Here is a 24,711-nt window from a genome sequence, read left to right as displayed (position 1 = left end):
GATGTCCAACTCTAACTCATGCCATAGGAGAATGATACAGGGACGTTATTAGTGTACCCTGCTTAAATTGAACAAATCGTGGCAATAGCTGTGAGCAGAGGGATGAGACTTGCCAATAGGCAATGATAACATGTATCATTACATATGTAGGTTCAACGCAGGAAATGAAGGCGGTAAGCGCCCGTTCAATAACAGAAAAGAGGGAAACAAGTGCCAACGCCAAGCATGGAAGATTATTTGGAGCGCATTTACCAGCTGATTGATGAGAAGGGATACGCCCGTGTCTCGGATATCGCTGAGGGTCTGGAGGTCCATCCTTCGTCCGTTACCAAGATGATCCAGAAGCTGGATAAGGACGACTATCTCGTATATGAGAAATATCGGGGATTAATTTTAACACCCAAAGGGAAAAAGGTCGGCAAACGGCTGGTTGATCGCCACCAGTTACTAGAGCAATTTCTGGATATGATTGGGGTCGACAAGGACCTGATCTATAAAGATGTGGAAGGTATTGAGCACCATTTAAGCTGGGATTCCATCACCCGCATTGAGACATTGGTCGAATATTTCCGCCGGGATGAAGATCGTTTGCGCCAGCTTCACGATATACACAAGGAATTGAGTGGTGATTCCTGACAGGCATCGTCCGTAAGGACAGATGCTTTTTTTATTTGTCCCTACCGCAACAAATACCCGGGTATTAGCGTCTATCCATTATATAGCAGGACAAGACAGGGTTAAAAATTAACGGGGTTAGCGGGGGATTGTAATCATATGAATTGGAAGAAAACATGGGCACTGGCTGCGGGTTTACTGCTGGCGGTGCAGACGGCAGTTGTGCCAGGAGTGCAAGCGGCTCCAAACGGAGAGATTGAAATCATATTGGACGGGCAACCACTGAAAAGTGATGCGTCGCCATACATTGTACAGGGAGCCAACGTAACGATGGTACCCTTGCGGGTGATCAGTGAGGGATTAGGCGCACAGGTTAACTGGTCAGCATCGTCCGGTACGGTAACCATTACAGCACAAGACAAGAACATTTCTATGGAAAACGGCGGACAGAGTGCTATAGTGAATGGCAAGTCAGTTCGATTGGACGCATCTGCGCGTATGACGAGCGGAAGAGTCATGGTGCCGCTGCGTTTTGTTGGGGAAGAGTTGGGATTAAAAGTGGACTGGCAAGCTTCAGAGCGAGTCATTACGTTAAATAGTGGTAAAGTGGGTGCCGCCACAGGCGGAACAACATCCTCTGGTGGCGGCTCCAGCTCCAATATGTCTACATCTGACAATCCGGGAAGTGTAGATACGAATCAGGGAATTAATGATGACGAGCAGGCGAGTGTCACTTCACCGTCTACATCAACCAATGAGGGTAGCTCCAATTCTTCGCAGGGACATGTCGTGCAAGTGAAAGCTTCTACTTCCATGCGTGGGGCTTGGATTTCTACGATTAACGGGGATTGGCCTTCTTCCGCCGCCCGAAGCAGCACCGAGAAGCAAAAGCAGGAATTTACCAAAATGCTTGATGATTTGCAGGGGATGGGTATTAATGCGGTTTTTGTTCAGGTCCGGGCCAGTGGGGATGCGCTGTATCCGTCCAATCTTGTGCCATGGAGCAAGTACCTGACGAATACCCAAGGTAAAAATCCGGGCTATGATCCTTTAAAATTTATGATTAGTGAATCGCACAAGCGGGGGATGGAGTTTCATGCATGGTTTAACCCTTTCCGCGCCAATTCTACAGGGACCACCAATGGTTTAGCTGCAAACCATGTCGCTAACCAACATCCGGATTGGATTGTTAAGAATGGCAGCCAGCTTTACATCAATCCGGGTATTCCCGCCGCTCGCCAGCATGTCATTGATGCGATTATGGAGGTTGTGGACGGATACGATATTGACGGCGTTCATTTGGATGACTATTTCTATCCATACAGCGGTACTTTTGATGATGATGCGACTTTTCAAGCTTATAATGCCAACAAAATCTCTAACAAAGACGACTGGCGGAGAGATAATGTGAACAGCTTTGTCCGTGATTTGGGCAAAAGCATTCATGCAAGCAAGTCCAAAGTGCAATTCGGTATTAGTCCTTTTGGAGTGTGGCGCAACAAGTCTCAGGACTTAACCGGATCAGATACGAAGGCAGGCGTTACAGCGTATGATACGACATTTGCCGATGTACGTACCTGGATTAACAAAGGCTGGATTGATTATGTAGCTCCACAGATTTATTGGAGTATCGGTTTCCCGGCCGCTGGCTATGACAAGCTTGTAGCATGGTGGTCCAATGAGGTCAAAAATTCAGATGTTAAGCTGTACATTGGACATTCTCCTTATAAAATCGGCACTCCTGAAAAGGGCTGGCAATCTGCCGAAGAGCTGATTAAGCAACTCAAGCTGAACGAAAATTATAACCAGATCAAAGGAGATATTTACTTTAGTGCCCAGCATTTAAGGAAAAATCCGAACGGACTTATTCAGCTTCTTCAAAATTATTATCAATAATGATGTAAATTCGTTCATATAGGTTCTAAATAAACCTCCGTTCTCATACATAAGCAGTAGAACTGCTTACTCCCAAGAGAACGGAGGTTTTTTGATCTATGCTGATCAATGCTGTGTTCCAGGGTGGAGGGGTTAAGGGTATATCGCTGGCGGGTGCAGTCAAGGCTGCGGAGGAGCATGAAATTGTATTCAACCGCTTAGCGGGTACATCATCAGGTGCTATTGTAGCTGCTTTGTTGGCGGCAGGATATTCAGCAGATGAAATGAAAGCCGTGATCGAGAAAACCCCCTTGGTCAGCTTGTTACGGCGTTCTCCGGTGTTTAACATCAAATGGGTTGGACCGGCAGCTCGTATTTTTCTTAAAAAAGGGCTGTACTCTGGAGAAGCATTGGAGCATTGGGTGCGGGAGCTGTTGCTTGCCAAGGGAGTGCGTACGTTCGCTGATCTGCCTCCAGGCAAGTTGCGCATTATTGCTTCAGACATAACGAATGGACGCATACTGGTACTTCCTGAGGATATCAAACGTTTCGGCATGAATACCTCTTCACTGGAGGTGGCCAAGGCTATTCGGATGAGCACAAGCATCCCATATTTTTTCGACCCGGTTATGCTAAGACTTGATCCTTTGCATACGAAAGGCAAAAAATTCTCACAGCAATTTGTGTTTATTGTCGATGGGGCCTTGCTGAGTAATCTGCCTTTATGGCTTTTTGATGAGCCTGTAAATGAGCAAAAGGCCAAAACCATTCCAACAGTAGGCTTTCAGATGGTGGGCAAAACGGGAACCGAAACGAAGGTTTCGTATATACGGGGGCCATTGACGATGCTGCAAGCTATTTTTGATACGATGCTATCAGCACATGATGAGCGTTATATTGAGCAGGAGAATCGATATCGGACGATTAAAATCCCGACGCTGGGCATTCGCACAGCACAGTTCAACATTTCTCCTGAGCAAAGCAATTTGTTGTATGAATCTGGTGTGCAGGCAGGAGACGCTTTTTTCCACAAATGGAGCATCGCTTCTTACCAACAGCAGTATAACAAGTATCAATTAATGAAGGATACGATGTACGCCATGAAATAATCATTTGTTAGTTGGAACTGGAGTCAAGAGGTTAAAAAAGGAGCCATTTCCCGGTGATTTTTCATTACGCGGGTGATGGCTCCTTTGAGTACCATGTTAGAGTGTGATCGACTAATGATACTTAGGTTGTTCTTCTTCGTTTTTGCCCTTAGAACCTTCAATAACATGAAAAGGATACGCTTTACGCTTGCCTGTAGTCTGCTGCTTGCGTGTGTCGGCTGTTTTGGCCATCGTGCGTGCAGAGGGTTTAATCTTGGGAGTACGAGGGCGCCGTCCTGGCAGGTATTTGTACAGCAGAAATATAACTGCAAAAACAAGGACAGGAATCAATAAACTTATAAGAAAGCCCCAGCTTCCTCTCCATACCATATCCACAATCCCATATGCGCCCAAGGCAAGGGTAAGCCAGAAAATAACCGCATGTCTGTTCATCTTTCACTCATCCTTTCACAGGATCAAGGACCGAGCTGTTGAAGTTCTCCTTTACAGGTACATTTTCCAACTCGGCATCCAATTCCAGCATACGCTTGAACGAAGCAATGGATACCTCTACTTGATCATCGGTCGGTTCTTTGGTGGTAAGTAGTTGCAGCCACAGGCCGGGGTATCCCAAATAACGGAGTACCGGAATTTCCCGCAGGGCATTTGTTAGCTTGAGAAATTCAAAAGAAAGCCCCAACACGATTGGAAGCAGCAAAAGCCGCTGTCCCATACGCTCCCACAGATTATCATACGTAAACAGGGAATATACAAGTACCCCGATGATCACTGTGAGCATGATAAAGCTGCTACCACAACGGTAATGCAGACGACTGTATTTTTGCACATTAGCAGGGGTTAGTTCTTCACCCGCTTCATATGCGGTAATCACCTTATGTTCTGCTCCGTGATACTGGAAAAGCCGTTTGATCAACGGAGTTTGGGAAATTCCCCATAAATAGGCCAACAGCAGAATCAGCTTAATGGCTCCTTCCGCCAGATTATGCAAAATCTGCTCGTGAAATAAATTTTTAAACAGGAAATCCTCCACAACAACCGGAACGAGGGTTAACACAATTTTGCCGAATAAAAAGGATAAAATCCCGACCGCGGCCACACCGATGATCATACTCAGGCTCCAGCGGGATTCTTCTTTTTTCTTCTGTTCAGCGCGTTCTTCTGGGTCAATTTCATCATCAGCATACGCATCGGCTGAATAGTTCAAATGTTTTGTACCCTTGGCGCTGGAGTCGATGATGCTTACAATTCCCCGCAATAACGGAATTCTGCGAAATTTGGTCACCCAGGATTGCTCCTTGCGCGGTACTTCCAAATATGTGATTTCGCCAGTTTTGCGGCGAACTGCCGTGACATTGACACGCTTGCCGCCGAACATGACACCTTCAATGACAGCCTGACCACCGTAGCTTACAGGCTTGGATGCTTGTGACAACCGTCTCACCTCTCTTTACACGTGCTTTTTGTATATTGTATCGAATTTGGAAGGGAATATCTAGTTGGGGGAGGGGAGTTGGACTTCAAATGCTAAAAAGGAACATTATTAGTTAGTTTGAAGTGTGCTTTTACTTCTATTTTCCCATATCTAAACACCACTCATCAAGTTCAGTGTTAAACTAATCCCCTTAGGAGCATACTACTAGCAAAATGGATATGCACGAATCATCGGCAATGCGCCTTCTTCATGCGCCAATAAAGTCATCCTTATTAGCACGGAAAAAGTTTTGGATCTTGAAAGGGGATCAAACACATGAGTGAAACCTACTCCATACCCAAGGCAGGCCATGATCAGGACCAGACTCGCGAATCTCAGGATGAACGCGACCATAACAATAATAACACCCGTAGAGGCAGGCAGCAGTCGGGCAAAATACATACGCCCCTTATTCCTTTTGCACTCGAACTGGGATTTTTTGCGGGCTTGCTCTGGGGATTGCTGCGCTGGTTGTTTTATACATTGCATTTTACGGTAGTCGCACCGGGATTTTTGGCAGAGCCTTTTTTCAAGCATTCGTTCATGAAAACGACGGCAGGGCATCTGGTGGGTCTACTGTTTTTTATAGCATTATCAGTTGTAGCTTCGCTAGTGTACACATTTATGTTTCGTAGTTATAAGGGTCCCTTGCCTGGCATCGTTTACGGTCTGGTCTGGTGGGTTATTTTATTCGTGTTGACAGGTCCCAAGCTCGGGATGATGAATCCGCTTCATCGTTTGACCTGGGATTCCATATATACGGAAATTTGTGTGTTTATACTGTGGGGGCTATTTATCGGATACACCGTTGCTGTTGAGTATACGGACGAGAGAAAGCGCGAGCCTGAGGAAGCTGGGGACTGAGCGCAACAAAAACTTCTCAAGCGGCTATCGCCTGTGTTAAAATAGCATTTGGTTATTTGACAGAGGGGAGCGGGATGAAAGATGAAGAATGACCGGGTGTTAAAGCTGCGGCAGGCGCTGGGCGAGCATGATCTGCGGGCTATATTGATTACAAGCCCTGTCAACCGCCGATATTTGACAGGATTCACTGGTTCGTCGGGTTATGTGCTGATTACGGAATCTCACAGCTATCTGCTGACCGACTTTCGTTATATGACACAGGCGGCCGAGCAAGCGGCAGGCTTTACGGTGGTGCAGCACGCTGCGCAAGTCATGGAAACGGTGAAAGAGCTGTTGTCCTCCCATCAGATCGGCGAAACAGGCTTTGAGCAGGATCATGTATCTGTTGCGACGCATAAAGCTTACAGTGAAGATTTGTCCCCTGTTACATTGATTCCGGTATCGGGAATTGTAGAAAAGCTACGGGTATACAAGGATGCGGAAGAGCTGGAAGTAATGCAGCGGGCGGCGGATTTGGCAGATGCTACATTTGCACACATTTTGCCTTACATCAAACCGGGTGTCAGCGAGCGTGAGTTGGATCTGGAAATGGAATTCTTCATGCGCAAGCAGGGAGCTACGTCTTCCTCCTTTGACACGATTGTGGCATCCGGGGTTCGTTCGGCACTGCCTCACGGTGTAGCTAGCTCCAAGTTGGTACAAGCGGGCGAACTGATTACGTTTGATTTCGGTGCGTTGCTGGATGGCTACTGCTCCGATGTAACACGCACAGTAGCTACACAAGGGGATTTGTCGCCGCAGCTACGTGAGATCTACGATATTGTGCTCAAGGCGCAGCTTCACGCGCTGGAACATATTAAGCCAGGCATGACAGGCCGTGAAGCGGATGCGCTGACACGGGATATTATTGCAAGCCATGGCTATGGAGACAATTTCGGACACAGCACAGGTCATGGTCTGGGTCTGGAAGTCCATGAATCCACGCGTCTGTCGAAGGCAAGCGATGACATTCTGGAGCCTGGCATGGTTGTAACGGTTGAACCAGGTATTTATGTACCTGGATTGGGCGGCGTACGGATCGAGGATGATATCGTTATTACAGATAGCGGCATCAAGGTATTAACACATTCAAGCAAAGAATTTACAGTCGTTTAATAACGATAACAGTCCTGTAGGAGGGGTATTTTAGTGATTAACGTAAATGATTTCAAAACAGGCTTGACCGTCGAGGTAGACGGAGATATTTTTACAGTACTGGACTTCCAACACGTAAAACCAGGTAAAGGTGCGGCATTCGTGCGCTCCAAGCTGAAAAACCTGCGTAATGGTAACACGGTTGAACGTACATTCCGTGCAGGTGAAACGATTGGTCGTGCGCAAATTGAAAACCGTGGTGTGTCTTACCTCTATGCGAGCGCTGACGAGCATACATTTATGGACAACGAAACATACGATCAATTCAACCTTTCCAGTGATCAACTGAAATGGGAACTTAACTTCCTGCAAGAAAACATGAATGTAAACATCATTAGCTATAATGGTGAAATTCTCGGGATTAACCTGCCTAACAGCGTAGAGCTGAAGGTTATTGACACGGAGCCGGGTATTAAAGGCAACACGGCTACAGGTGCTACCAAAAATGCTAAAGTTGAAACAGGACTGAACGTTCAGGTTCCTTTGTTCATCAACCAGGATGATGTACTGCTGATTGATACACGCGATGGTAAATATATTTCCCGCGCATAAAATGGTCTAGCTTCTTCATATCCTCTGTCCTTGTCAAGGACAGAGGATTATTTGTTATGAATAACTGTTATTAAAAAACATTGGCTCCGCATAGCACTTTCGTATTATACTGTACTAAAGTTATGCCGTAGGATGTCACGTTCAAAGTCGGTTGTGCCATCTCAAGGTTACATACTGTTGAGTCTGAGGGAGTGAATATCGTTGTCTTTGTATGTCATGAAATTCGGAGGCAGTTCCGTCGGTGATACGGAGCGCATGAAACGCGTGGCAAAACGCGTTGTTGAGAAACAGAGTGAAGGGCATCAATGTGTAGTTGTTGTTTCTGCGATGGGGGACACAACAGACGAACTGATCGACCAGGCCAAATTGCTGAATGAGCAGTTGCCTGCACGTGAGTTGGATATGCTGATGACGACTGGCGAGCAAATTTCGATTGCATTGTTGTCGATGGCTATTCAGCAGTTGGGACATGAGGCGGTATCGTTTACAGGATGGCAGGCTGGTTTCCGTACGGAATCCGAGCATGGTCGGGCGAGAATTACGGACATCCAGCCTCAGCGGGTACTGGATGCACTAAGCAGCAATAAGATTGTCGTGGTTGCGGGTTTCCAGGGGATGTCTGCTGAAGGAGATATTACGACGCTGGGACGTGGTGGCTCTGACACGACGGCGGTTGCACTGGCGGCGGCGATTCAGGCAGATGCTTGCGAAATTTACACGGATGTGGATGGCATATATTCTACAGATCCACGGATCGTGAAGGTTGCCCGCAAGCTGAAAGAAATTTCCTATGATGAAATGCTGGAATTAGCTAATCTGGGTGCGGCAGTGTTGCATCCACGTGCGGTAGAATATGCGAAACATAACCGGGTACCGCTGATTGTGCGGTCCAGTTTTAACCATAATGAAGGAACGGTCGTAAAGGAGGATGCAGTAATGGAGCAGGGCGTAGTAGTCAGTGGGATTGCATATGATAAAAATGTAGCAAGAATCAGTATTTTGGGCGTAGTCGATACTCCTGGTGTACTGGCGAAAGTATTCGGAACGCTGGCGGGAGCCAAAATTGATGTAGACATTATTGTGCAAAGTGGTGTTGAGGCTGGCAAAGCAGACTTTTCCTTTACAGTGGCTCTAACGGATCGCGAAGCGGCCTTGAAGACGTTGGAAGGCATTCGCACAGGGCTTCCATACCGTGAAGTGACGTCTGAAGAAAACCTCGTCAAAGTATCCATCGTAGGTGCAGGCATGGTCAGCCATCCAGGCGTTGCAGCGCAAATGTTTGCTGTGTTGGCAGAACAAGGCGTGAGCATTAAAATGGTAAGCACATCTGAAATCAAGGTGTCGTGTGTGATCGAGGCTGGCAAACTCCATGGGGTTATTCAGGCGTTGCATACAGCGTACAATCTGGATACTGAGGAGCAAGCATTTGTAGGTGGACCGCAGGACCGTCGGTAATTTACTGACCGAAAGTGTGCACCACTAAGATGCAGCATATGAAGTTGCTTGAACGAAAGCAATCAAGTATAACGGCAGATGCATTGTACGCCTACTATTTATAGTTTTATAATCATAGAATATAGCGGTAGGTTAAGAGGTTGTTTTTCAGCGAGTGATGGGCTGAAGGGCAGCCTCTTTTATTGTGAATCTATTGTTTTTGTTCCAGGGTATCCCTTAGCCGTCAAGGCTTCGGGGTGCCTTTTTTAATTTTTGCAGATTCCATGAAGGAGCTTTAGGTGGCGTGAAATATGTTTGTTAAAGGCGGATAGGAGCTTTGAAATCAACGACTAGGTTTTCGATATATTTTCGGCATAAAAAGCGAGAGTCGGCCATAGACTTGTCTTAAAGAAAGAGGACAACTGTGAGGGGGCGGCATCGGTATGGAATGGCTGGAGTTATTTCCCGAACCGTTGCACGGTATACTCGGAAAGCTTCCGGAAACGGTATTCAAGCAACTGGAGGAAATTCGGGTCCGGGAAGGAAGGCCGCTGGAAATTAATACAAATGGTGAACATCATTTTGTAACGTCCGCCGGTCGGCTGACTGTGAACCATATGGAAGCCTATAAGCCGGACCGGGAGGATGCCCACCGTTTGCTGGATTTTATTAGCAATCATTCCCTGTACACCATGGAGGAGGAGCTTCGCAAAGGGTTTATTACCATTCCCGGGGGTCACCGGATCGGGTTGGCGGGGAGAACGGTGCTGAGCAGAGGGCGAGTGGAGCATTTGAGGGATATAAGCAGCTTTAATGTAAGAATTGCCCGAGCGATTCCCGGTATAGCTGATCGCATATTGCCTTATGTAGCGGATCGAAAATCCGGTAAAATCCTTCATACCCTCATCTTGTCCCCGCCTCAGCATGGTAAAACAACACTGCTTAGGGACTTGGCCCGGCAACTAAGCTACGGGGGGATGGAAAGTAATGGGGGGCGTCGAAGCGGGCTCAAGGTAGGCATTATAGATGAACGTTCGGAGATTGCCGGCAGTCACAAGGGCATTCCCGGTTTTGATGTTGGACCTCGAACCGACGTATTGGATGGATGTCCGAAAGCAGAAGGCATGATGATGATGATTCGTTCCATGTCGCCAGATGTGCTGATCGTCGATGAAATCGGCCGACCTGAGGATGCCGAAGCGGTGCGTGAAGCGCTTCATGCGGGGATCGCAGTCATTGCTTCCGCGCATGGACGTGATGTGGCTGAAATGGCGACCCGGCCTGCTTTTGCCGGATTGACTACAGGACAGGAGCTGTTTCAGCTCTACGTCATGCTGGAGCGGACGAGCCGGGGCGTCTCCTTCCGGCTGGCAGATGCCAAACAGCGCAGGCTGACACTGTCTGCGGAAGGGCAGAACGGAGGCATATTCTATGCTTAAGCTACTGGGTGCCACGTTGGTTATACTCGCCGCTACGCTGGCTGGCTGGCAGCGGGCAAGGCAGTTTGCGCTGAGGCCGAGGCAGATCAGAGAGCTGATTCTCGCGCTGCAAAGGCTGACCACCGAGGTTTCCTACGGGGTGTCGCCGCTACCGGATGCTTTTGCCAAGACGGGAGAGCCGTTGCGGGAGCCGCTGCGAACCTTGTTCAAGCAAGCCTCACACTGGATGCACCCCTCCTTTGGGCTGACCGCCAGAGAAAGCCTGCATAAAGCGATTGAAGCCTCGTGGAGCCGCTCCAGTATGCAGCAGGCCGAGAAAGAAGCGATGCGGCAGCTAGCTTACAGTCTCGGAACCAGCGACCGTGAAGACCAGATCAAGCACATTGCGCTAACCATCCAGCAGCTATCCCATGAGGAAGCGCAGGCGCAAGCGGATCAGGTGAGATACGAGCGCATGAGCAGAAGCCTGGGACTGCTGATCGGAGCATTGATCGTCATTTTGATCTATTAGCGGGGTGCTCGAATGAATTTAGAAGTGAACGCTATTTTTCAGATTGCCGGAATTGGCATTATTATCGCCATGATTCATACCGTACTCAAGCAAATGGGCAAAGAAGACATGGCCCACTGGGTAACGGTCATTGGCTTTGTGGTGGTGCTATTCATGGTGGTACGAATGCTGGATGACCTTCTGCAAGAGATCAAATCTATCTTTCTTTTTCAGTAGGTGGACACATGGAAATCATTCAGGTGGTCGGCTTCGCCCTGATTGCCACAGTTCTTATTTTGGTCATTAAGGAACAGAAGCCGATGTTTGCTTTTCTGATTGCGACAGCTGCGGGAATCGTCATTTTTTTACTGTTGATTGGCAAGATTGGGTCCGTGGTTGCTGTGCTGGAGCGTCTGGCAAGGTCATCGGGCATGGATATGATTTATTTTAAAACCGTGCTGAAAATTATTGGTATCGCTTATATTGCCGAATTTGGAGCGCAGGTGGTTCGGGATGCGGGACAAGACGGGATTGCCTCCAAAATTGAGCTTACAGGAAAGGTGCTCATTATGGTGCTGGCCATCCCGATTATCAGCATTATCATTGATACGATTCTGAAGCTGATGCCCGCCTGAGGGGGTGATGCCATGAAAAGGCTGGAGGGCATGCCGAATCTCAAAGTGGTTGCCATTTTGCTGCTATGTCTCTGGTGTGCCTCGGCTGTGGTCATGTTTGCAGATACACCTGCGAATGAATGGATCAGACAACAGGCGGAGCAGATGCCCAAAGATGAGGTAGAGCATTATTGGGACGGGCTGATGCAGCAATATGGCGGATTTTTCCCTGATCAAAAAACGCCTTCCTTCATGGATATGCTGCTTCCGGGCGGTGAAGGGTTCAGCATTAAAGGTGTATTGAGCGCCATAGCCGATTTTTTCATCCACGAAATTCGGGTGAATGCCAAGCTGCTCGTAACCATTGTCATGCTCAGCATTATGAGTATGGTGCTGGAAACGCTGCAAAGCGCTTTTGAAAGTAATCAGGTCAGCAAAGTCGCCTACGCCATTGTCTACATGGTCATTATCATCCTGGCGATTAACAGCTTTAGTGTAGCGATCGGTTATGCAAAGGAAGCCATTGACAGCATGATTCAGTTTATGATGGCGATGCTGCCCCTGCTGTTTACCATGTTGGCTTCGATGGGTAACGTCGTAACCGTTTCGGTCACCCACCCGCTGATTGTATTTATGATCAACACGGTCGGGACGGTCATTCATACGCTGGTGTTCCCGCTGCTGTTCTTCTCGGCGGTGTTGTATCTGGTCAACTCACTGACAGGCAAATACAAGCTGACCCAGTTAGCCGATCTGCTGCGTAACGCCGGAGTAGGGGTGCTGGGGGTGCTGCTGACCATTTTTCTGGGTGTCATTTCCGTACAGGGCTTGACATCGTCTGTAACTGACGGATTAACGATCCGCACGGCCAAGTATATTACAGGCAGCTTTGTTCCGGTGGTTGGCAAGGCGCTGGCAGATGCGACAGATACGGTCATTTCGGCTTCGTTGCTCGTGAAAAATGCTATTGGCCTGGTGGGAGTCATCGTTATCCTGTTCCTCTGCGCCTTTCCTGCTCTCAAGATTCTAACGCTGGCCCTGATCTATAAAGTCACAGCAGCGATTATGCAGCCTTTGGGAGATACGCCTATTGTGGAATGCCTGGACGCAATCGGTAAAAGCATGATTTATGTCTTCGCAGCGCTCGCGGCAGTGGGTTTAATGTCCTTCCTTGCGATTACAGTCATGCTCGCGGCAGGCAATATGACAGTCATGATGAGGTGAGTGAATGATCGGAAATCAAACGGGGGGAGGGGAGTGACGTGACCTGGCTGGGAGGCTGGCTTAAGGAACTGGTGCTGATTGTGCTGCTGGCTTCTTTTATCGATATGATCTTGCCAAGCCGTTCCATGGAAAGGTATGTCAAGCTCGTACTCAGCCTGCTTATTCTACTGACGTTGCTTTCTCCGGTCGTGCGTTTGCTGAGTACTAATCCCTCTGAGCTTCTGGGGCGCGCGTTTGATCTTCAACGTCAGGCAGAGACGGGCAAGGGCGAACCGACATTGGAGGAAATATTGGCAAAAGGCAACAAGCTGAAGCGGCAACAGGAGCAAAGCTCCATGCAATGGGCTGGCCAAGAGGTCGCCAAGGAAATGAAGGGACAACTGGAGCAGAGTACCGGGCTTGCGGTTCAATCGGTTCAGGTTACGCTTGCTCAGATGAAGCAGGGAGCATCCGATCTGGAGGCTGGAACGGGGATTCAGTCGGTCGTGGTTAAGTTGGCGGAGCAGCAGGCTGGGCGTAAGGAGAAAAGCACGAATATCCCGCCAGGTTCGGACTCCAAGCCGATTATGGTAGAGCCTGTCGCTGAAAAAGCAGTAAATATCCGCATAGAGCCAACACCTGTAAAAGCATCGGACCAAGAGAAGGGGACGATAGAGGGTGCCAACAACCATGCGGAAGGCTCTGATGGTGAAAAGACAGCAGATACGCAAACTTTCGGCTTAATTACGAGACTGTTGTACGAAAAATGGGGGATCGACAGCAAAAATGTGCAGGTGCTTTCTTCACAGGACGGTACACATGAATGGTAACAGGAGGTGAGCAGAAATGGGCAAATGGATGAAAAAGTTGGAGCAATGGATGGGCGGGGGGGCAGACGGACCCAAAAGGTTCAATTCATTTCGCTGGCTGCTTATTCTCGGTCTTATCGGGGTCGCGATCATGCTTTTTAATTCGTTCGTGAATGTGAAAAAGGTGGATCCTGAAAACGTGGGGCGGGAGCCGCCTGGCGTGATGAAAAATGAACCTTCACTTCAGACAACGGGGGGTGAGGAAAGTTCCTTTGCCGGGATTGAGAAAGTGTTCGAAGATAATATGAAGCAGATGCTGGAGCAGATTGTTGGTGTAGGGACGGTCGATGTCATGGTTACGGTTGACTCCACTGAGGAAGTCATCGTTCAGCGCAATGTGAAGGATATGCAGGAAGAAAATAACGAGACGGATGCCAATGGCGGCCAGCGACATACCACTCAATATACACGCGATGGAGAGATTGTCACCTATGAATCGTCAGGAGGTCAACACACCCCGATTGTTACAAAAAAAGTAAAGCCGCAGGTGAGGGGAGTGCTGGTGGTAGCGATGGGAGCAGAAAACCCCACCGTGAAGCAGTTGATTGTGGATGCCGTACAGAAAGGCCTCAATGTGCCTTCCTATAAAATTTCAGTCGTCCCGCGCAAGCAGGGATAATTGAAATCATAAGCAGGGATAAATGAAAATCCTAATTTAATGATATTGGAGGACGGAACATGAATAATAAAAGACAAACCGTTTGGCTGGTGTCCATGCTGAGTTTAATGGTCGTGTTGTCTGCGTACTATCTGTTTACAGAGGACTCTAGCCCGGCTAACCCGCCTGTGGCGGATAGTGAGCAAGTGAGCAAGGTTAAGCAGGATACCGCCCAGGAAGCGACAGGCAAGGCAGAAGAGCAACTGAACGAGCTGAAAGTAAATGAAGTGGTGACTAATGGAGAGGTGACCGGAGAAGGAACTGTCTCTTCCGCAAAGACAGACAAGGCTGCTGCAACGGATCCTGCTACCGAATCTACTACAGGCGAAAATAAAGATACGGCCGCCACCCAGACTACTGAGTCTGCTAAATCGGGTCAAAATACTACTGCTACCGCCCCAGATCCTGCGGCAAAAAGTGACGACAAAACCGCATCCACCGCGAAAACGGACCAGCAGGTGCTCGATCAGGTGGCAACGGAACAAGCCGCCAAGCCTACGGCCGCTGCGGTTATCGACAACTACTTGCTGGAGCGGGATGTGGCGAATCAAAAGAAAAATGACGAGCTGACGACTGCAATGAACGATAGCACTGCCAAGAAAGCCGCAGAAGCACAAAAAGAATTGCATGTGCTGGAAGACAAACAGGCGAAAATCACCGGAATTGAGGAAGAGCTTCAACAGCAGTTCGCCAATGCAGTGGTTCGTGAGGAAGATGCTGATAAATACAAGGTAGTGGTTCTGAGTGAAAAACTGAATGCCAAACAAGCGGTAACGATCGTTGATAAAGTCATGAAAGAATTGAACGTAACGCAGGACAAGATCAGCGTCCAGTATGTTACACAATAAGACAAAAATCGAGAAAAAGCCCGGATTTCTGCACATTTCCGGGCTCTTTCTATTTTTAATGATTGTGATATAATACATAAAGCTGTTTCAACAATGTTATCAGCAACCGGCAAAATGCTGAAGGAGTGATTAATAGAGATGTTCAAATTAAGCGAGATTAAGGAATTGATCAAGCTGGTGGATGAAACGTCTGTACATGAGCTTGAAATTGAAAATGAAGGAACTCGCCTGCTGATCCGTAAACCGGGCAAAAGCGAGATTGTTACGGTACAGGCTCCTGTGGCAGCACCTACTTATACGGTGGCACCACAAGCTGCTATTCCGAACCCACAAGCACAGTCGTCCGATTCAGGACATACATCTGTTGGGGAGACTAAGGAATATGCGAGCAATCTACATAAAATCGTATCTCCGATGGTGGGCACTTTCTATAGTTCTTCATCCCCGGATACGGCTCCGTATGTGAGTACCGGCAGTAAAGTAGGCGAGAAAACAACGGTGTGTATTATTGAGGCAATGAAGCTGATGAACGAGTTGGAAGCTGAAGTGAAGGGCGAAATTGTGGAAATTTTGGCCGAAAACGGACAGTTGGTCGAGTATGGCCAGCCATTGTTCCTTGTGAAACCGGAGTAAGACGCTCGCTTGAACCCTCTGTTTGAGGGTTCAGCAAGGCTGCTCCCAGGGAGGATAAAGTCATGACATTTCAAAAAGTATTGATTGCGAATCGTGGAGAAATTGCGGTTCGTATCATTCGCGCTTGCCGCGAAATGAATATTTCGACGGTTGCCGTGTATTCGGAAGCCGACAAGGATTCGTTACATGTGCGTCTCGCAGACGAGGCTTACTGTATCGGACCGACCCTGTCCAAGGACAGCTACCTGAATTTTACGAACCTGATGAGCGTTGCGACATTGACTGAATGTGATGCGATCCATCCAGGTTACGGATTTTTGGCTGAAAACGCCGACTTCGCTGAAATTTGCGAATCTTGCAATATTACGTTTATTGGTCCTTCTCCAGAAGCGATTAACAAAATGGGGGATAAGGCTGTCGCCAAGCAGACGATGAAGGATGCCGGGGTTCCGGTCATTCCGGGTTCGGACGGGCTGGTGGAGGATTTGCAGGATGCCATAACCATAGCTCGCGATATTGGCTATCCGGTAATCATCAAGGCCACCGCAGGTGGCGGCGGTAAAGGTATCCGTATCGCTGAGGATGAGGATAATCTTATTCAACAAATTACAACCGCCCAGCAGGAAGCGCAAAAAGCGTTTGGCAACGCAGGTGTGTATCTTGAAAAATATTTGACCGGTATGAAGCACGTGGAAATTCAGATCATAGCGGACAAGCACGGCAATGTTGCGCATCTGGGCGAACGGGACTGTTCTGTGCAGCGTCGTCGTCAGAAGCTGCTGGAGGAAGCGCCGTGTCCTGTGCTTTCGCAGGATGTGCGTGAAGAAATGGGGCAGGCAGCTGTTCGTGCTGCTATGGCTGTACAATACTCCGGTGCAGGAACGCTGGAATTTTTGCTTGGACCGGATAATCAATTTTATTTTATGGAAATGAATACACGTATACAGGTTGAACATCCCGTAACAGAGATGATCACCGGTGTGGATTTGATTAAGGAAATGATTTTGGTCGCTGAAGGGCATCCGCTTTCTTTTACACAGGAAGAAGTCACCATCAATGGGTGGGCGATGGAGTGTCGTATTAACGCCGAGGACCCGGATCGCAATTTTATGCCTGCACCCGGTAAAATCGGGTTTTATTTGCCTCCAGGCGGTCCTGGGGTACGCGTGGACAGCGCAGCTTATCCGGGTTACAGCATTCCTCCTTATTATGACTCCATGATCGCCAAATTGATTGTGTGGGCGCCTACACGTCAGGAAGCGATTGCCAAAATGAAGCGGGCTCTGTCTGAATTTGCTATTGAAGGCATACCGACAACGATTTCTTTTCATCAACGATTGTTGGAGCATCCGACCTTCGTCAAGGGCGATTTTGATATTAAATTTTTGGAGGAAAACGAAGTTTAATCGGTATATTTCCTCAGTTTGTCATAATGAACGCCAAATGATATAGTATGGATAATAAGTGAGCATGTCTGCTTTGAAATCCAAAGCTGAAGTGAAACTTATTTTGACCGAAAGGTGTTGAAGGTATGAGCACAGTGCCAACCGAATTCGAGCGTACAGAAATTGGGGAGATTCAGATTGCCCCGGAGGTTATTGAAGTCATTGCCGGACTGGCAACCGTTGAGGTGCCGGGCGTAGCGGGAATGAGTGGGGGATTTGCAGGCGGGTTTGCCGAACTGCTGGGCCGCAAAAATTTGTCCAAAGGTGTAAAAGTGGAAGTCGGACAGCGTGAAGCAGCTGTAGACGTCTCCGTCATTATCGAGTACGGTAACCGTCTGCCTGAGGTGGCTGCTGCTATTCAGCACAATGTTAAGCGTTCCATTGAAACTATGACAGGTCTTAATGTTGTTGAAGTGAACGTGCAAATTCATGATGTTCAATTCAAAAGTGCCGAAAAAGTAGAAGAGCCGGAAGTTCTGGGCGCCGGACGGGTTAAATAGAGCGATACTTTGTACAAACCCCCGACCCTTAAGGGTCGAGGGTTTACTCTAATTTAAGGAGGCTGTGCGTTTCGTGGCTAAAGTTATGGACAGACTTCTGCTGTTCTTGTACAGCTTAAGTATTGGAATTATTTCCATTCTCGCCATCCTCCTCCTGAGCGGGGCCATTCCGTATGCCTTAAGCATTCAGGATGAGCGGATTGTGTGGTTTACCAGCCTGATTATTGCAGGAGTGCTGCTGCTTTTGAGTCTCCGGGTTTTCTATATCTCCATTCGCCGGAACCAAACGGTACAGCATTCTATAGATCAACGAACGGAGTACGGCGACATTCAGATTTCAGTGGATACCATCGAAAATCTGTGTCTCAAAGCGGCCTCCAGATTTCGTGGGATACAGGATTTGAAAGCACGTATTCGCGTGCTGGAATCGGGACTTGATATTACGATTCGGGCGGTTGTGGACGGGGAAAGTTCTATTCCGGTGTTAACCTCCGAGGTACAAAAGGGGGTACACGACCATGTGGAAGAAATTACGGGAATTCCTGTGTCCAATGTGTCTGTGTACATCGCCAATGTTTCTCAGTCACCAAGCTTTAAGAGTCGTGTGGAATAGAGGTGATTTTCCCTGATGCCCTGGAAAGAAATATGGGGAAGTTACAAGGGTCGGATCATGGGGATTACGGCTGGCATTTTTTTCGGGTTTATTTATTTGTGGGCAGGCTTTTGGAATATGTTGTTCTTTGCATTGATGGTGTTCATCGGATATACGTTAGGAAGACGTAGCGACGCAGCGCTTGGTTCCCTCCTCCCTTGGAAGGAATGGAGCGACTGGCTGTCGCAGCGTTGGCGTCCTTTTAAATGAACCCTGTGATACGCTTTCTCCAAAATAGAGCTGTAGCTTCTTTGCGCCCAACGTTTTGGAGGTTGCGTTCACAGGTTTTTTTGTGGAATTGGTTAAAATGAAAAAATAGATACAGGCAAGCGTAGGAGGCAGGGCATGAAAAGACGTCTGGCGAGGGAAATAGCGGTACAAAGCATGTACCATATGGAAATGAATGAAGTGGATGCGGCAGCAGCTGTGGATATGCTGCTACAGGAAGCCGCAGAGGAAAACGAAGCGGAAGTAGTCATCAAAAATGCAGCAGTATTAAGGACTTACGTATTGGAGCATGTGCGAGGTACCTGGGAGCACAAGGAAGCGATTGACAAACTTCTGGTGGATTATCTTAAAGGTTGGCAGATCAGCAGACTTTCACGCGTGGATCGCCAGATTTTGAGACTGGCGGCATATGAAATGATTTTTCGTGAGGATGTTCCAGCTAAAGTTGCAGTCAATGAAGCGATTGAATTGTCCAAGCATTTTGGCACCGAGGAGTCCGGTAAATTTGTCAACGGTGTTCTGGGACGAATTATACAAGAGCTGGAGCAATTGAAAGCACGGTTTTAAGTTGAGATTATTTTACTCAGGTTGGAGAGTGGTTGAATATGTCAGCACCGATCATTGATGGCAAACAAATCTCTAAAGATATTCGAGCAAGCATTCAGCAGGAGGTCGTCCGTCTGAAGGAGCACAACTTTCAGCCTGGACTGGCTGTCGTACTGGTAGGTGAAGACCCTGCTTCTCAGGTATATGTTAGAAACAAGGAAAAAGCATGTCATGATCTCGGTTATTATTCCGAGGTACATCGGCTGGCAGCGGATACTTCGCAGGAAGCATTGCTGGAACTGGTGGACAAACTGAATCACCAAAGTAATATTCACGGGATTCTGGTACAGCTTCCGTTGCCAAAACACATTCATGAAAAAGCAGTCATTGACGCTATTGAAGTCGAGAAGGATGTGGATGGATTCCATCCGGTGAACGTAGGGAATCTGGTCATCGGTGATGATAGTCTACTGCCCTGTACTCCTGCTGGTGTCATTGAGCTGATCAAGCGTGCGGGGGTAGAAATTGCGGGGAAGCATGCGGTGGTCATTGGTCGCAGTAATATCGTGGGCAAGCCGGTATCGCTGTTGTTGCAGCGCGAAAATGCTACGGTGACCATGTGCCACTCTCGTACGGCGAATATCGCCGAGCTGAGTCGGCAAGCGGATATTTTGGTGGTTGCCATTGGCAAAGCCAACTTTATTGATGCTTCTTTCGTGAAGCCCGGAGCGGTGGTCATTGATGTAGGCATGAATCGTCTGGAGAGCGGAAAACTGGCGGGTGACGTTGATTTTGAGAGCGTGAAGCAAGTATCCGGTCCGATTACCCCTGTTCCCGGCGGTGTAGGTCCAATGACGATTACCATGCTGATGCAAAATACACTCGTAGCGGCCAAGCGGTCGCACGGTTTGGCATAAGGGCGGTTGTCTGTGGCTGAACAGCGTATTTACTCTATTAAGGACCTGAATCGCTATATCCGGATGAAGCTGGAATCGGATCAGGTGCTGTCCGACGTATGGATACGCGGGGAAATTTCTAACTTTACGCATCATTCGAGTGGTCATATGTACTTTACGCTCAAGGATGAGGGTAGCCGCATCCGTTCGATTATGTTTGCGACTCATAATCAGCGGCTTCCCTTTGTGCCAAAGGAAGGTACGCGTGTTATTGCCCGGGGAAACGTATCTGTGTACGAAAGAGATGGACAGTATCAATTTTATGCGACCCAGATGCAGCCTGATGGCGTCGGAAGTCTCTATCTTGCATATGAGCAGCTCAAGCAAAAGCTGGATGTTGAAGGGCTGTTCGACAGCGCCCGCAAGCGCAAATTGCCTGCTCACCCGTCGACAATCGGTGTCATTACTTCACCAACCGGAGCTGCCGTACGCGATATTATCACGACGCTTCAACGGAGATACCCTCAGGCTGGAATTGTGCTGTATCCTGTGCTTGTGCAGGGAAAAGGTGCTGCGCCCGCTATCGTTAAGGCGATTGAAGCCATGAACCGTATGCAGGAGGTTCAGGTGATGATCGTCGGGCGGGGCGGTGGCTCGCTTGAGGAGTTATGGGCGTTTAACGAGGAAGCGGTTGCGCGTGCCATTTTTGCATCGGGGATTCCGGTTATTTCAGCCGTCGGTCATGAAACGGATTTTACGATTGCCGATTTTGTAGCCGATTTGCGTGCGGCTACGCCGACTGCAGCCGCCGAGCTGGCTGTGCCTCATCAGCAAGAGTTGCGAGATCAGCTACTCCAGCGGGAAAAGCGATTACGTAACGCACTCCGACAGCGGCTGGAAACCAGCCGTGAGCGGTTGACCCGGCTTCGGCGCTCACCGGTGCTGCTGCACCCGCGCCGCTATATGCTACAGCATGCGGAGCGCATGGACATGCTGCATCAACGGCTCATCCGTGCAGCAGGCAATCGTTCGCGTCTGAACGCGGAAAAGAACGCGCGTATGCGTCAGGTACTGGAGCGGTTTAACCCGCGTGAACAAATCCGTTCGGCCCGCAAACAGACGGATGTGGCACAACGTCAGTTGGAGTCTGCGATGCGTGCCGTTACCAAGACGGGACGCCAGCAGTTGCACGCGGGTATTCGTCAGTTGGATGCGCTTAGCCCGCTTAAGGTCATGTCGCGAGGCTACAGCCTTGTGTATGATGAGCACGAGAAACGGCTAATCAAGTCATTAAAAGACATACAGCCGGGGGATTCCATCAAGATTAAAGTGAGTGACGGGCAGTTGGACTGCCAAGTATGGGGAATGAAGGAGGACGCGAAGCACGGTGGCGAATGAAACGGAATTGAATTTTGAAGCGGCTATGGCCGCTCTTGAAGAAATTGTCGGACAACTGGAGCATGGAGACGTTCCTCTGGAGCAAGCCATTGATTTGTTCCAGCGTGGTATGAAGCTGTCTCAGCTTTGCAGTCAGAAGCTGGAGCAAGTTGAGCGTAAAATTGAAATGATTGTGGAAGAGGACGGAGATTTGCGCAAGAAGCCTTTCGGCGGCGGATTGGATGAAAACGGTGGTGAAGGCGTTGAATAAACCGTCGTTCAAGGAATATTTGACCGGGACGGTGGACGAGGTTTCGTCTGCATTGACCGAGCAATTCCCAGCTCATTGGAGTATTCCCGCCGTTCTTCGTGAATCCATGAATTATTCACTCACCGCAGGTGGAAAACGCCTGCGGCCTCTGCTTGTGATCGCAGCTGCCGAAGCATTCGGCGGAAGCCGGGAGGCAGCGTTACCCGTAGCATGTGCGGTAGAAATGGTACATACGTACTCCCTGATTCACGACGACTTACCAGCCATGGATGATGATGATTATCGCCGGGGCAAACTGACGAATCATAAGGTATACGGTGAGGCGGTTGCTGTACTTGCAGGGGATGCATTGCTGACCCACGCTTTTTACAGTGTCGTACAGACAGGTCGGCGGCACGGGATTTCCTCCGATGCGCTACTGTCCATCGTGGAGGAGTTGTCCGAAATGAGCGGGGCACGGGGCATGGTAGGCGGTCAGGTCGCGGATATGTCCGGCGAGCAGGGGATGACAGGGATCGAGGAACTGGAGTACATCCATCTCCATAAAACCGCAGATTTGATCATTTTCTCCCTCTTGGCAGGTGGACGGATTGGCGGAGCGGACAAGAATCAATTAGAAGCGCTTCGCCAATTTGGACGAGACCTTGGTTTGGCTTTTCAAATTCAGGACGATATACTGGATCTTATAGGCGATGAGAGCAAAATGGGTAAAAAAACGCAAAGTGATGTTGAACAGGAAAAGGTAACTTATCCGTTTTTTATCGGTATGGAGGCATCCCAGCAGCAAGTAGAGAAACTCACGGCATCTGCCAAAAAAGCGTTAATAGAAGGCAATATACCGGATTCTTCGCGTTTGCTGGAGATTGCGGATTACCTGATGAAGCGTGATCACTAGTGCGGTTAAAGTATCTTTGGCTTGTCTAGAGTTTAAGCAAGGTCACAGAGTGTGATATAATATTTGTTAACTTTACACACAAACTTGAAGGAAAGCGGGGAGATATGCGTGCTGCTTCCACACATAAAGCAACCAGGCGATCTGAAATCACTGTCGGTTGAGGAGCTGGCTTCTCTAGCCGAGGAAATCAGGAGCTTTTTGATTGAGAAGCTGTCCGTGACTGGGGGGCATCTGGCATCGAATCTGGGAGTGGTTGAGCTCACAATCGCCCTGCATTACTGCTATAACAGTCCGAAGGACAAAATGATTTATGACGTCGGGCATCAGGCCTACGTGCACAAAATATTGACAGGGCGAATGGACCGGTTTGATACCCTCCGCCAACGTGATGGACTTTGCGGTTTTGTAAAAAGAAGCGAGAGCGAGCATGATGTTTGGGAAGCTGGACATAGTAGCACTTCTTTGTCGGCTGCGATGGGGATGGCCTTGGCTCGTGATTTGAAGGGCGAGGACAATAAAGTTATTGCTATGATCGGGGATGGAGCGTTGACTGGAGGCATGGCCTTCGAAGCCTTGAATCATATCGGACACGAACGTAAAAACTTGATGGTCATTCTGAATGACAATGAAATGTCCATAGCGCCGAATGTAGGGGCCATGCATAATTATTTGAGCAAAATCCGCTCGGACCGTCATTATTTGCGGGCTAAGGATGAGCTGGAAGTTTTGCTGAAAAAAATACCTGCTATCGGCGGTAAACTTGCCAAATCGGCTGGCCGTGTTAAGGACAGTCTTAAATATATGATGGTGCCGGGCGTGCTGTTTGAGGAGTTGGGGCTTACGTATCTCGGTCCGGTCGACGGACATGATTTGCCGAAGCTGATCGAAACCTTCAAGCAGGCTGATAACGTCACTGGCCCTGTGCTGGTGCATGTCGTTACCACTAAGGGCAAGGGTTACAAGCCTGCGGAGGCAGATTCACACAAATGGCACGGAATCAGTCCGTACAAAATGGAATCCGGTCAGGTACTCAAGGCAGTGGGCAACCCCATGTATACGGAAATTTTTGGACGGACGCTGATTGAGATGGCTGAACAGGACGAACGTATTATAGCGGTTACGCCTGCCATGCCTAGTGGTTCCGGACTGGTGCCGTTCAGCAAGGAATTTCCTGCACGTATGATTGACGTTGGTATTGCTGAGCAACATGCTGCTACTATGTGTGCTGCGTTGGCAATGGAAGGGATGAAGCCGATATTTGCGGTCTACTCCACTTTTATGCAGCGTGCTTATGATCAAATTGTACATGATATATGTCGTCATAATGCGAATGTGATGTTTGCGATTGACCGTGCCGGTTTTGTCGGGGCCGACGGAGAAACGCACCATGGCGTGTTCGACGTAGCATTTTTACGTCATATCCCCAATCTGGTGCTTATGATGCCTAAGGATGAAAACGAGCTGCGCCATATGATGAAAACAGCGCTTGATTACGACGATGGTCCGATTGCTTATCGCTATCCGCGTGTTAATGTGGTTGGTGTGCCGTTGGACACAGAACTGAAGGCCATACCCATCGGTAGTTGGGAGCTTCTCCGCAAGGGTGAGGGCTACGCTGTAATCGCTTCAGGTCCGATGCTTCAGGTGGCGACAGAGGCTGCGGAGGCCATGAAGCGGGAAGGTTTGCAGGTGGGTGTCGTCAATGCGCGTTTCCTTAAGCCGTTGGATGAAGATATGCTGCGTGAGCTGGCCCAACAGCATACGAAGCTGATCATTTTGGAAGAAGCTTCTGAAGCGGGAAGCTTGGGTAGTGCCGTGCTGGAATTTTACGCCAAAGAAGAAATGCAAAATGCACAGGTGCGTCTGATGGGGATTCCTGATCTATTCGTCGAGCATGGCTCGATCAAGGAGCAACGCGCCGAGGTAGGTCTTACCGTTGAAGCCGTATGCCTGAAGCTTCGCAAATGGGTTTCCGAGCCAGTGTATGGCATGGGTCAATCGGTATAGTAGAATTTGTGACAACGATGATATTA

28 protein-coding genes are annotated in these 24,711 nt (G+C 48.7%); 26 read left to right on the top strand and 2 right to left on the bottom strand.

Features of this window, described 5'->3' with window-relative positions; genetic code table 11:
- Nucleotides 1–210: 210 nt before the first annotated feature.
- The 3 genes from mntR (at nucleotide 211) to NST83_RS14815 (ending at nucleotide 3,599) form a co-directional block, all read left to right on the top strand.
- Nucleotides 211–636, top strand: coding sequence for a transcriptional regulator MntR (mntR, locus tag NST83_RS14825; RefSeq protein ID WP_007430946.1), 426 nt, complete (start codon nucleotides 211–213; stop codon nucleotides 634–636).
- Between the two features lie 138 nt (nucleotides 637–774).
- Nucleotides 775–2,511, top strand: a complete 1,737-nt coding sequence (locus NST83_RS14820) for a family 10 glycosylhydrolase (protein WP_342414746.1) — start codon at nucleotides 775–777, stop codon at nucleotides 2,509–2,511.
- Between the two features lie 98 nt (nucleotides 2,512–2,609).
- Nucleotides 2,610–3,599 carry a patatin-like phospholipase family protein gene (locus NST83_RS14815; RefSeq protein ID WP_342414745.1) on the top strand — a complete coding sequence of 330 codons (990 nt, stop codon included), beginning with the start codon at nucleotides 2,610–2,612 and terminating at the stop codon, nucleotides 3,597–3,599.
- 111 nt (nucleotides 3,600–3,710) lie between these two features.
- On the opposite strand, the gene NST83_RS14810 is transcribed toward NST83_RS14815, so the two are convergent.
- Both NST83_RS14810 and NST83_RS14805 read right to left on the bottom strand, forming a co-directional pair.
- Nucleotides 3,711–4,031 carry a hypothetical protein gene (locus tag NST83_RS14810; protein WP_342414744.1) on the bottom strand — a complete coding sequence of 107 codons (321 nt, stop codon included), beginning with the start codon at nucleotides 4,029–4,031 and terminating at the stop codon, nucleotides 3,711–3,713.
- 7 nt (nucleotides 4,032–4,038) lie between these two features.
- Nucleotides 4,039–5,031 carry a DUF1385 domain-containing protein gene (locus tag NST83_RS14805; protein ID WP_137063568.1) on the bottom strand — a complete coding sequence of 331 codons (993 nt, stop codon included), beginning with the start codon at nucleotides 5,029–5,031 and terminating at the stop codon, nucleotides 4,039–4,041.
- Nucleotides 5,032–5,346: 315 nt separating this feature from the next.
- Here NST83_RS14805 and NST83_RS14800 point away from each other — a divergent pair, with 315 nt between their 5' ends.
- From NST83_RS14800 to dxs, 23 genes are all read left to right on the top strand, one after another.
- A complete protein-coding gene (locus NST83_RS14800; RefSeq protein WP_342414743.1) occupies nucleotides 5,347–5,934 on the top strand; it encodes a YqhR family membrane protein in 588 nt (195 codons plus the stop codon).
- Between the two features lie 81 nt (nucleotides 5,935–6,015).
- Complete coding sequence (locus NST83_RS14795) at nucleotides 6,016–7,089, top strand: Xaa-Pro peptidase family protein (protein ID WP_342414742.1); 1,074 nt, start codon at nucleotides 6,016–6,018, stop codon at nucleotides 7,087–7,089.
- 33 nt (nucleotides 7,090–7,122) lie between these two features.
- Nucleotides 7,123–7,680 carry an elongation factor P gene (gene efp, locus NST83_RS14790; protein ID WP_044647663.1) on the top strand — a complete coding sequence of 186 codons (558 nt, stop codon included), beginning with the start codon at nucleotides 7,123–7,125 and terminating at the stop codon, nucleotides 7,678–7,680.
- Between the two features lie 201 nt (nucleotides 7,681–7,881).
- Complete coding sequence (locus NST83_RS14785; protein WP_342414741.1) at nucleotides 7,882–9,135, top strand: aspartate kinase; 1,254 nt, start codon at nucleotides 7,882–7,884, stop codon at nucleotides 9,133–9,135.
- A gap of 422 nt (nucleotides 9,136–9,557) precedes the next feature.
- Nucleotides 9,558–10,553 carry a stage III sporulation protein AA gene (spoIIIAA, locus tag NST83_RS14780; protein ID WP_137063565.1) on the top strand — a complete coding sequence of 332 codons (996 nt, stop codon included), beginning with the start codon at nucleotides 9,558–9,560 and terminating at the stop codon, nucleotides 10,551–10,553.
- The gene (gene spoIIIAB / locus NST83_RS14775) at nucleotides 10,546–11,064 is read left to right on the top strand and encodes a stage III sporulation protein SpoIIIAB (protein WP_137063564.1); all 519 of its coding nucleotides are present in this window, start codon (nucleotides 10,546–10,548) and stop codon (nucleotides 11,062–11,064) included. The genes spoIIIAA and spoIIIAB overlap by 8 nt, the downstream gene beginning before the upstream one ends.
- 12 nt (nucleotides 11,065–11,076) lie before the next feature.
- Nucleotides 11,077–11,280, top strand: a complete 204-nt coding sequence (gene spoIIIAC / locus NST83_RS14770; protein WP_137063563.1) for a stage III sporulation protein AC — start codon at nucleotides 11,077–11,079, stop codon at nucleotides 11,278–11,280.
- A gap of 8 nt (nucleotides 11,281–11,288) precedes the next feature.
- On the top strand, nucleotides 11,289–11,678 hold the full coding sequence (gene spoIIIAD, locus NST83_RS14765; RefSeq protein ID WP_025683336.1) for a stage III sporulation protein AD: 390 nt from the start codon (nucleotides 11,289–11,291) through the stop codon (nucleotides 11,676–11,678).
- A gap of 12 nt (nucleotides 11,679–11,690) precedes the next feature.
- Nucleotides 11,691–12,881: a stage III sporulation protein AE gene (gene spoIIIAE / locus NST83_RS14760; protein WP_342414740.1), complete on the top strand. Its 1,191-nt coding sequence runs from the start codon at nucleotides 11,691–11,693 to the stop codon at nucleotides 12,879–12,881.
- Nucleotides 12,882–12,919: 38 nt separating this feature from the next.
- Nucleotides 12,920–13,690 (top strand): stage III sporulation protein AF, encoded by a 771-nt coding sequence (gene spoIIIAF, locus NST83_RS14755; protein WP_342414739.1) that lies wholly within the window; start codon nucleotides 12,920–12,922, stop codon nucleotides 13,688–13,690.
- A 16-nt stretch (nucleotides 13,691–13,706) separates the two neighbouring features.
- Nucleotides 13,707–14,348 (top strand): stage III sporulation protein AG, encoded by a 642-nt coding sequence (spoIIIAG, locus tag NST83_RS14750; RefSeq protein ID WP_137063560.1) that lies wholly within the window; start codon nucleotides 13,707–13,709, stop codon nucleotides 14,346–14,348.
- Nucleotides 14,349–14,407: 59 nt separating this feature from the next.
- Complete coding sequence (locus tag NST83_RS14745; protein ID WP_342414738.1) at nucleotides 14,408–15,235, top strand: SpoIIIAH-like family protein; 828 nt, start codon at nucleotides 14,408–14,410, stop codon at nucleotides 15,233–15,235.
- A 138-nt stretch (nucleotides 15,236–15,373) separates the two neighbouring features.
- Nucleotides 15,374–15,868, top strand: a complete 495-nt coding sequence (gene accB / locus NST83_RS14740; protein WP_342414737.1) for an acetyl-CoA carboxylase biotin carboxyl carrier protein — start codon at nucleotides 15,374–15,376, stop codon at nucleotides 15,866–15,868.
- 62 nt (nucleotides 15,869–15,930) lie between these two features.
- Nucleotides 15,931–17,274: an acetyl-CoA carboxylase biotin carboxylase subunit gene (gene accC, locus NST83_RS14735; RefSeq protein WP_342414736.1), complete on the top strand. Its 1,344-nt coding sequence runs from the start codon at nucleotides 15,931–15,933 to the stop codon at nucleotides 17,272–17,274.
- 125 nt (nucleotides 17,275–17,399) lie between these two features.
- A complete protein-coding gene (locus tag NST83_RS14730) occupies nucleotides 17,400–17,813 on the top strand; it encodes an Asp23/Gls24 family envelope stress response protein (protein ID WP_007430927.1) in 414 nt (137 codons plus the stop codon).
- Nucleotides 17,814–17,886: 73 nt separating this feature from the next.
- The gene (amaP, locus tag NST83_RS14725; protein WP_025683329.1) at nucleotides 17,887–18,426 is read left to right on the top strand and encodes an alkaline shock response membrane anchor protein AmaP; all 540 of its coding nucleotides are present in this window, start codon (nucleotides 17,887–17,889) and stop codon (nucleotides 18,424–18,426) included.
- Between the two features lie 15 nt (nucleotides 18,427–18,441).
- On the top strand, nucleotides 18,442–18,675 hold the full coding sequence (locus NST83_RS14720; protein ID WP_137063556.1) for a DUF2273 domain-containing protein: 234 nt from the start codon (nucleotides 18,442–18,444) through the stop codon (nucleotides 18,673–18,675).
- A 135-nt stretch (nucleotides 18,676–18,810) separates the two neighbouring features.
- Nucleotides 18,811–19,260, top strand: coding sequence for a transcription antitermination factor NusB (gene nusB, locus NST83_RS14715; protein WP_137063555.1), 450 nt, complete (start codon nucleotides 18,811–18,813; stop codon nucleotides 19,258–19,260).
- A 38-nt stretch (nucleotides 19,261–19,298) separates the two neighbouring features.
- Complete coding sequence (gene folD, locus NST83_RS14710; protein WP_342414735.1) at nucleotides 19,299–20,156, top strand: bifunctional methylenetetrahydrofolate dehydrogenase/methenyltetrahydrofolate cyclohydrolase FolD; 858 nt, start codon at nucleotides 19,299–19,301, stop codon at nucleotides 20,154–20,156.
- A gap of 12 nt (nucleotides 20,157–20,168) precedes the next feature.
- Nucleotides 20,169–21,533 carry an exodeoxyribonuclease VII large subunit gene (gene xseA / locus NST83_RS14705; RefSeq protein ID WP_342414734.1) on the top strand — a complete coding sequence of 455 codons (1,365 nt, stop codon included), beginning with the start codon at nucleotides 20,169–20,171 and terminating at the stop codon, nucleotides 21,531–21,533.
- A complete protein-coding gene (xseB, locus tag NST83_RS14700; RefSeq protein ID WP_007430920.1) occupies nucleotides 21,523–21,783 on the top strand; it encodes an exodeoxyribonuclease VII small subunit in 261 nt (86 codons plus the stop codon). The genes xseA and xseB overlap by 11 nt, the downstream gene beginning before the upstream one ends.
- A complete protein-coding gene (locus NST83_RS14695) occupies nucleotides 21,755–22,678 on the top strand; it encodes a polyprenyl synthetase family protein (protein ID WP_137063552.1) in 924 nt (307 codons plus the stop codon). Before xseB ends, NST83_RS14695 begins: the two co-directional genes overlap by 29 nt.
- Before the next feature lie 108 nt (nucleotides 22,679–22,786).
- Nucleotides 22,787–24,685 carry a 1-deoxy-D-xylulose-5-phosphate synthase gene (dxs, locus tag NST83_RS14690; RefSeq protein WP_342414733.1) on the top strand — a complete coding sequence of 633 codons (1,899 nt, stop codon included), beginning with the start codon at nucleotides 22,787–22,789 and terminating at the stop codon, nucleotides 24,683–24,685.
- Nucleotides 24,686–24,711: the final 26 nt, after the last annotated feature.

It is taken from the genome of Paenibacillus sp. FSL R10-2782 (assembly GCF_038592985.1).
In the GTDB taxonomy this organism is placed as follows: Bacteria; Bacillota; Bacilli; order Paenibacillales; family Paenibacillaceae; genus Paenibacillus; species Paenibacillus terrae_C.
Note: the sequence above shows the minus strand (reverse complement) of the source record. Positions and strands in the feature narration are given on the sequence as shown.

Bases quoted from the DNA above. Each gene is read 5' to 3' on its own strand.
- NST83_RS14820 (WP_342414746.1), top strand. From the start codon at position 775: ATGAATTGGAAGAAAACATGGGCACTGGCTGCGGGTTTACTGCTGGCG.
- NST83_RS14815 (WP_342414745.1), top strand. From the start codon at position 2,610: ATGCTGATCAATGCTGTGTTCCAGGGTGGAGGGGTTAAGGGTATATCG.
- NST83_RS14810 (WP_342414744.1), bottom strand. From the start codon at position 4,031: ATGAACAGACATGCGGTTATTTTCTGGCTTACCCTTGCCTTGGGCGCA.
- NST83_RS14800 (WP_342414743.1), top strand. From the start codon at position 5,347: ATGAGTGAAACCTACTCCATACCCAAGGCAGGCCATGATCAGGACCAG.
- NST83_RS14795 (WP_342414742.1), top strand. From the start codon at position 6,016: ATGAAGAATGACCGGGTGTTAAAGCTGCGGCAGGCGCTGGGCGAGCAT.
- spoIIIAA (WP_137063565.1), top strand. From the start codon at position 9,558: ATGGAATGGCTGGAGTTATTTCCCGAACCGTTGCACGGTATACTCGGA.
- spoIIIAB (WP_137063564.1), top strand. From the start codon at position 10,546: ATGCTTAAGCTACTGGGTGCCACGTTGGTTATACTCGCCGCTACGCTG.
- spoIIIAC (WP_137063563.1), top strand. From the start codon at position 11,077: ATGAATTTAGAAGTGAACGCTATTTTTCAGATTGCCGGAATTGGCATT.
- spoIIIAD (WP_025683336.1), top strand. From the start codon at position 11,289: ATGGAAATCATTCAGGTGGTCGGCTTCGCCCTGATTGCCACAGTTCTT.
- spoIIIAE (WP_342414740.1), top strand. From the start codon at position 11,691: ATGAAAAGGCTGGAGGGCATGCCGAATCTCAAAGTGGTTGCCATTTTG.
- spoIIIAG (WP_137063560.1), top strand. From the start codon at position 13,707: ATGGGCAAATGGATGAAAAAGTTGGAGCAATGGATGGGCGGGGGGGCA.
- NST83_RS14745 (WP_342414738.1), top strand. From the start codon at position 14,408: ATGAATAATAAAAGACAAACCGTTTGGCTGGTGTCCATGCTGAGTTTA.
- accB (WP_342414737.1), top strand. From the start codon at position 15,374: ATGTTCAAATTAAGCGAGATTAAGGAATTGATCAAGCTGGTGGATGAA.
- accC (WP_342414736.1), top strand. From the start codon at position 15,931: ATGACATTTCAAAAAGTATTGATTGCGAATCGTGGAGAAATTGCGGTT.
- NST83_RS14730 (WP_007430927.1), top strand. From the start codon at position 17,400: ATGAGCACAGTGCCAACCGAATTCGAGCGTACAGAAATTGGGGAGATT.
- NST83_RS14720 (WP_137063556.1), top strand. From the start codon at position 18,442: ATGCCCTGGAAAGAAATATGGGGAAGTTACAAGGGTCGGATCATGGGG.
- nusB (WP_137063555.1), top strand. From the start codon at position 18,811: ATGAAAAGACGTCTGGCGAGGGAAATAGCGGTACAAAGCATGTACCAT.
- folD (WP_342414735.1), top strand. From the start codon at position 19,299: ATGTCAGCACCGATCATTGATGGCAAACAAATCTCTAAAGATATTCGA.
- NST83_RS14695 (WP_137063552.1), top strand. From the start codon at position 21,755: ATGAAAACGGTGGTGAAGGCGTTGAATAAACCGTCGTTCAAGGAATAT.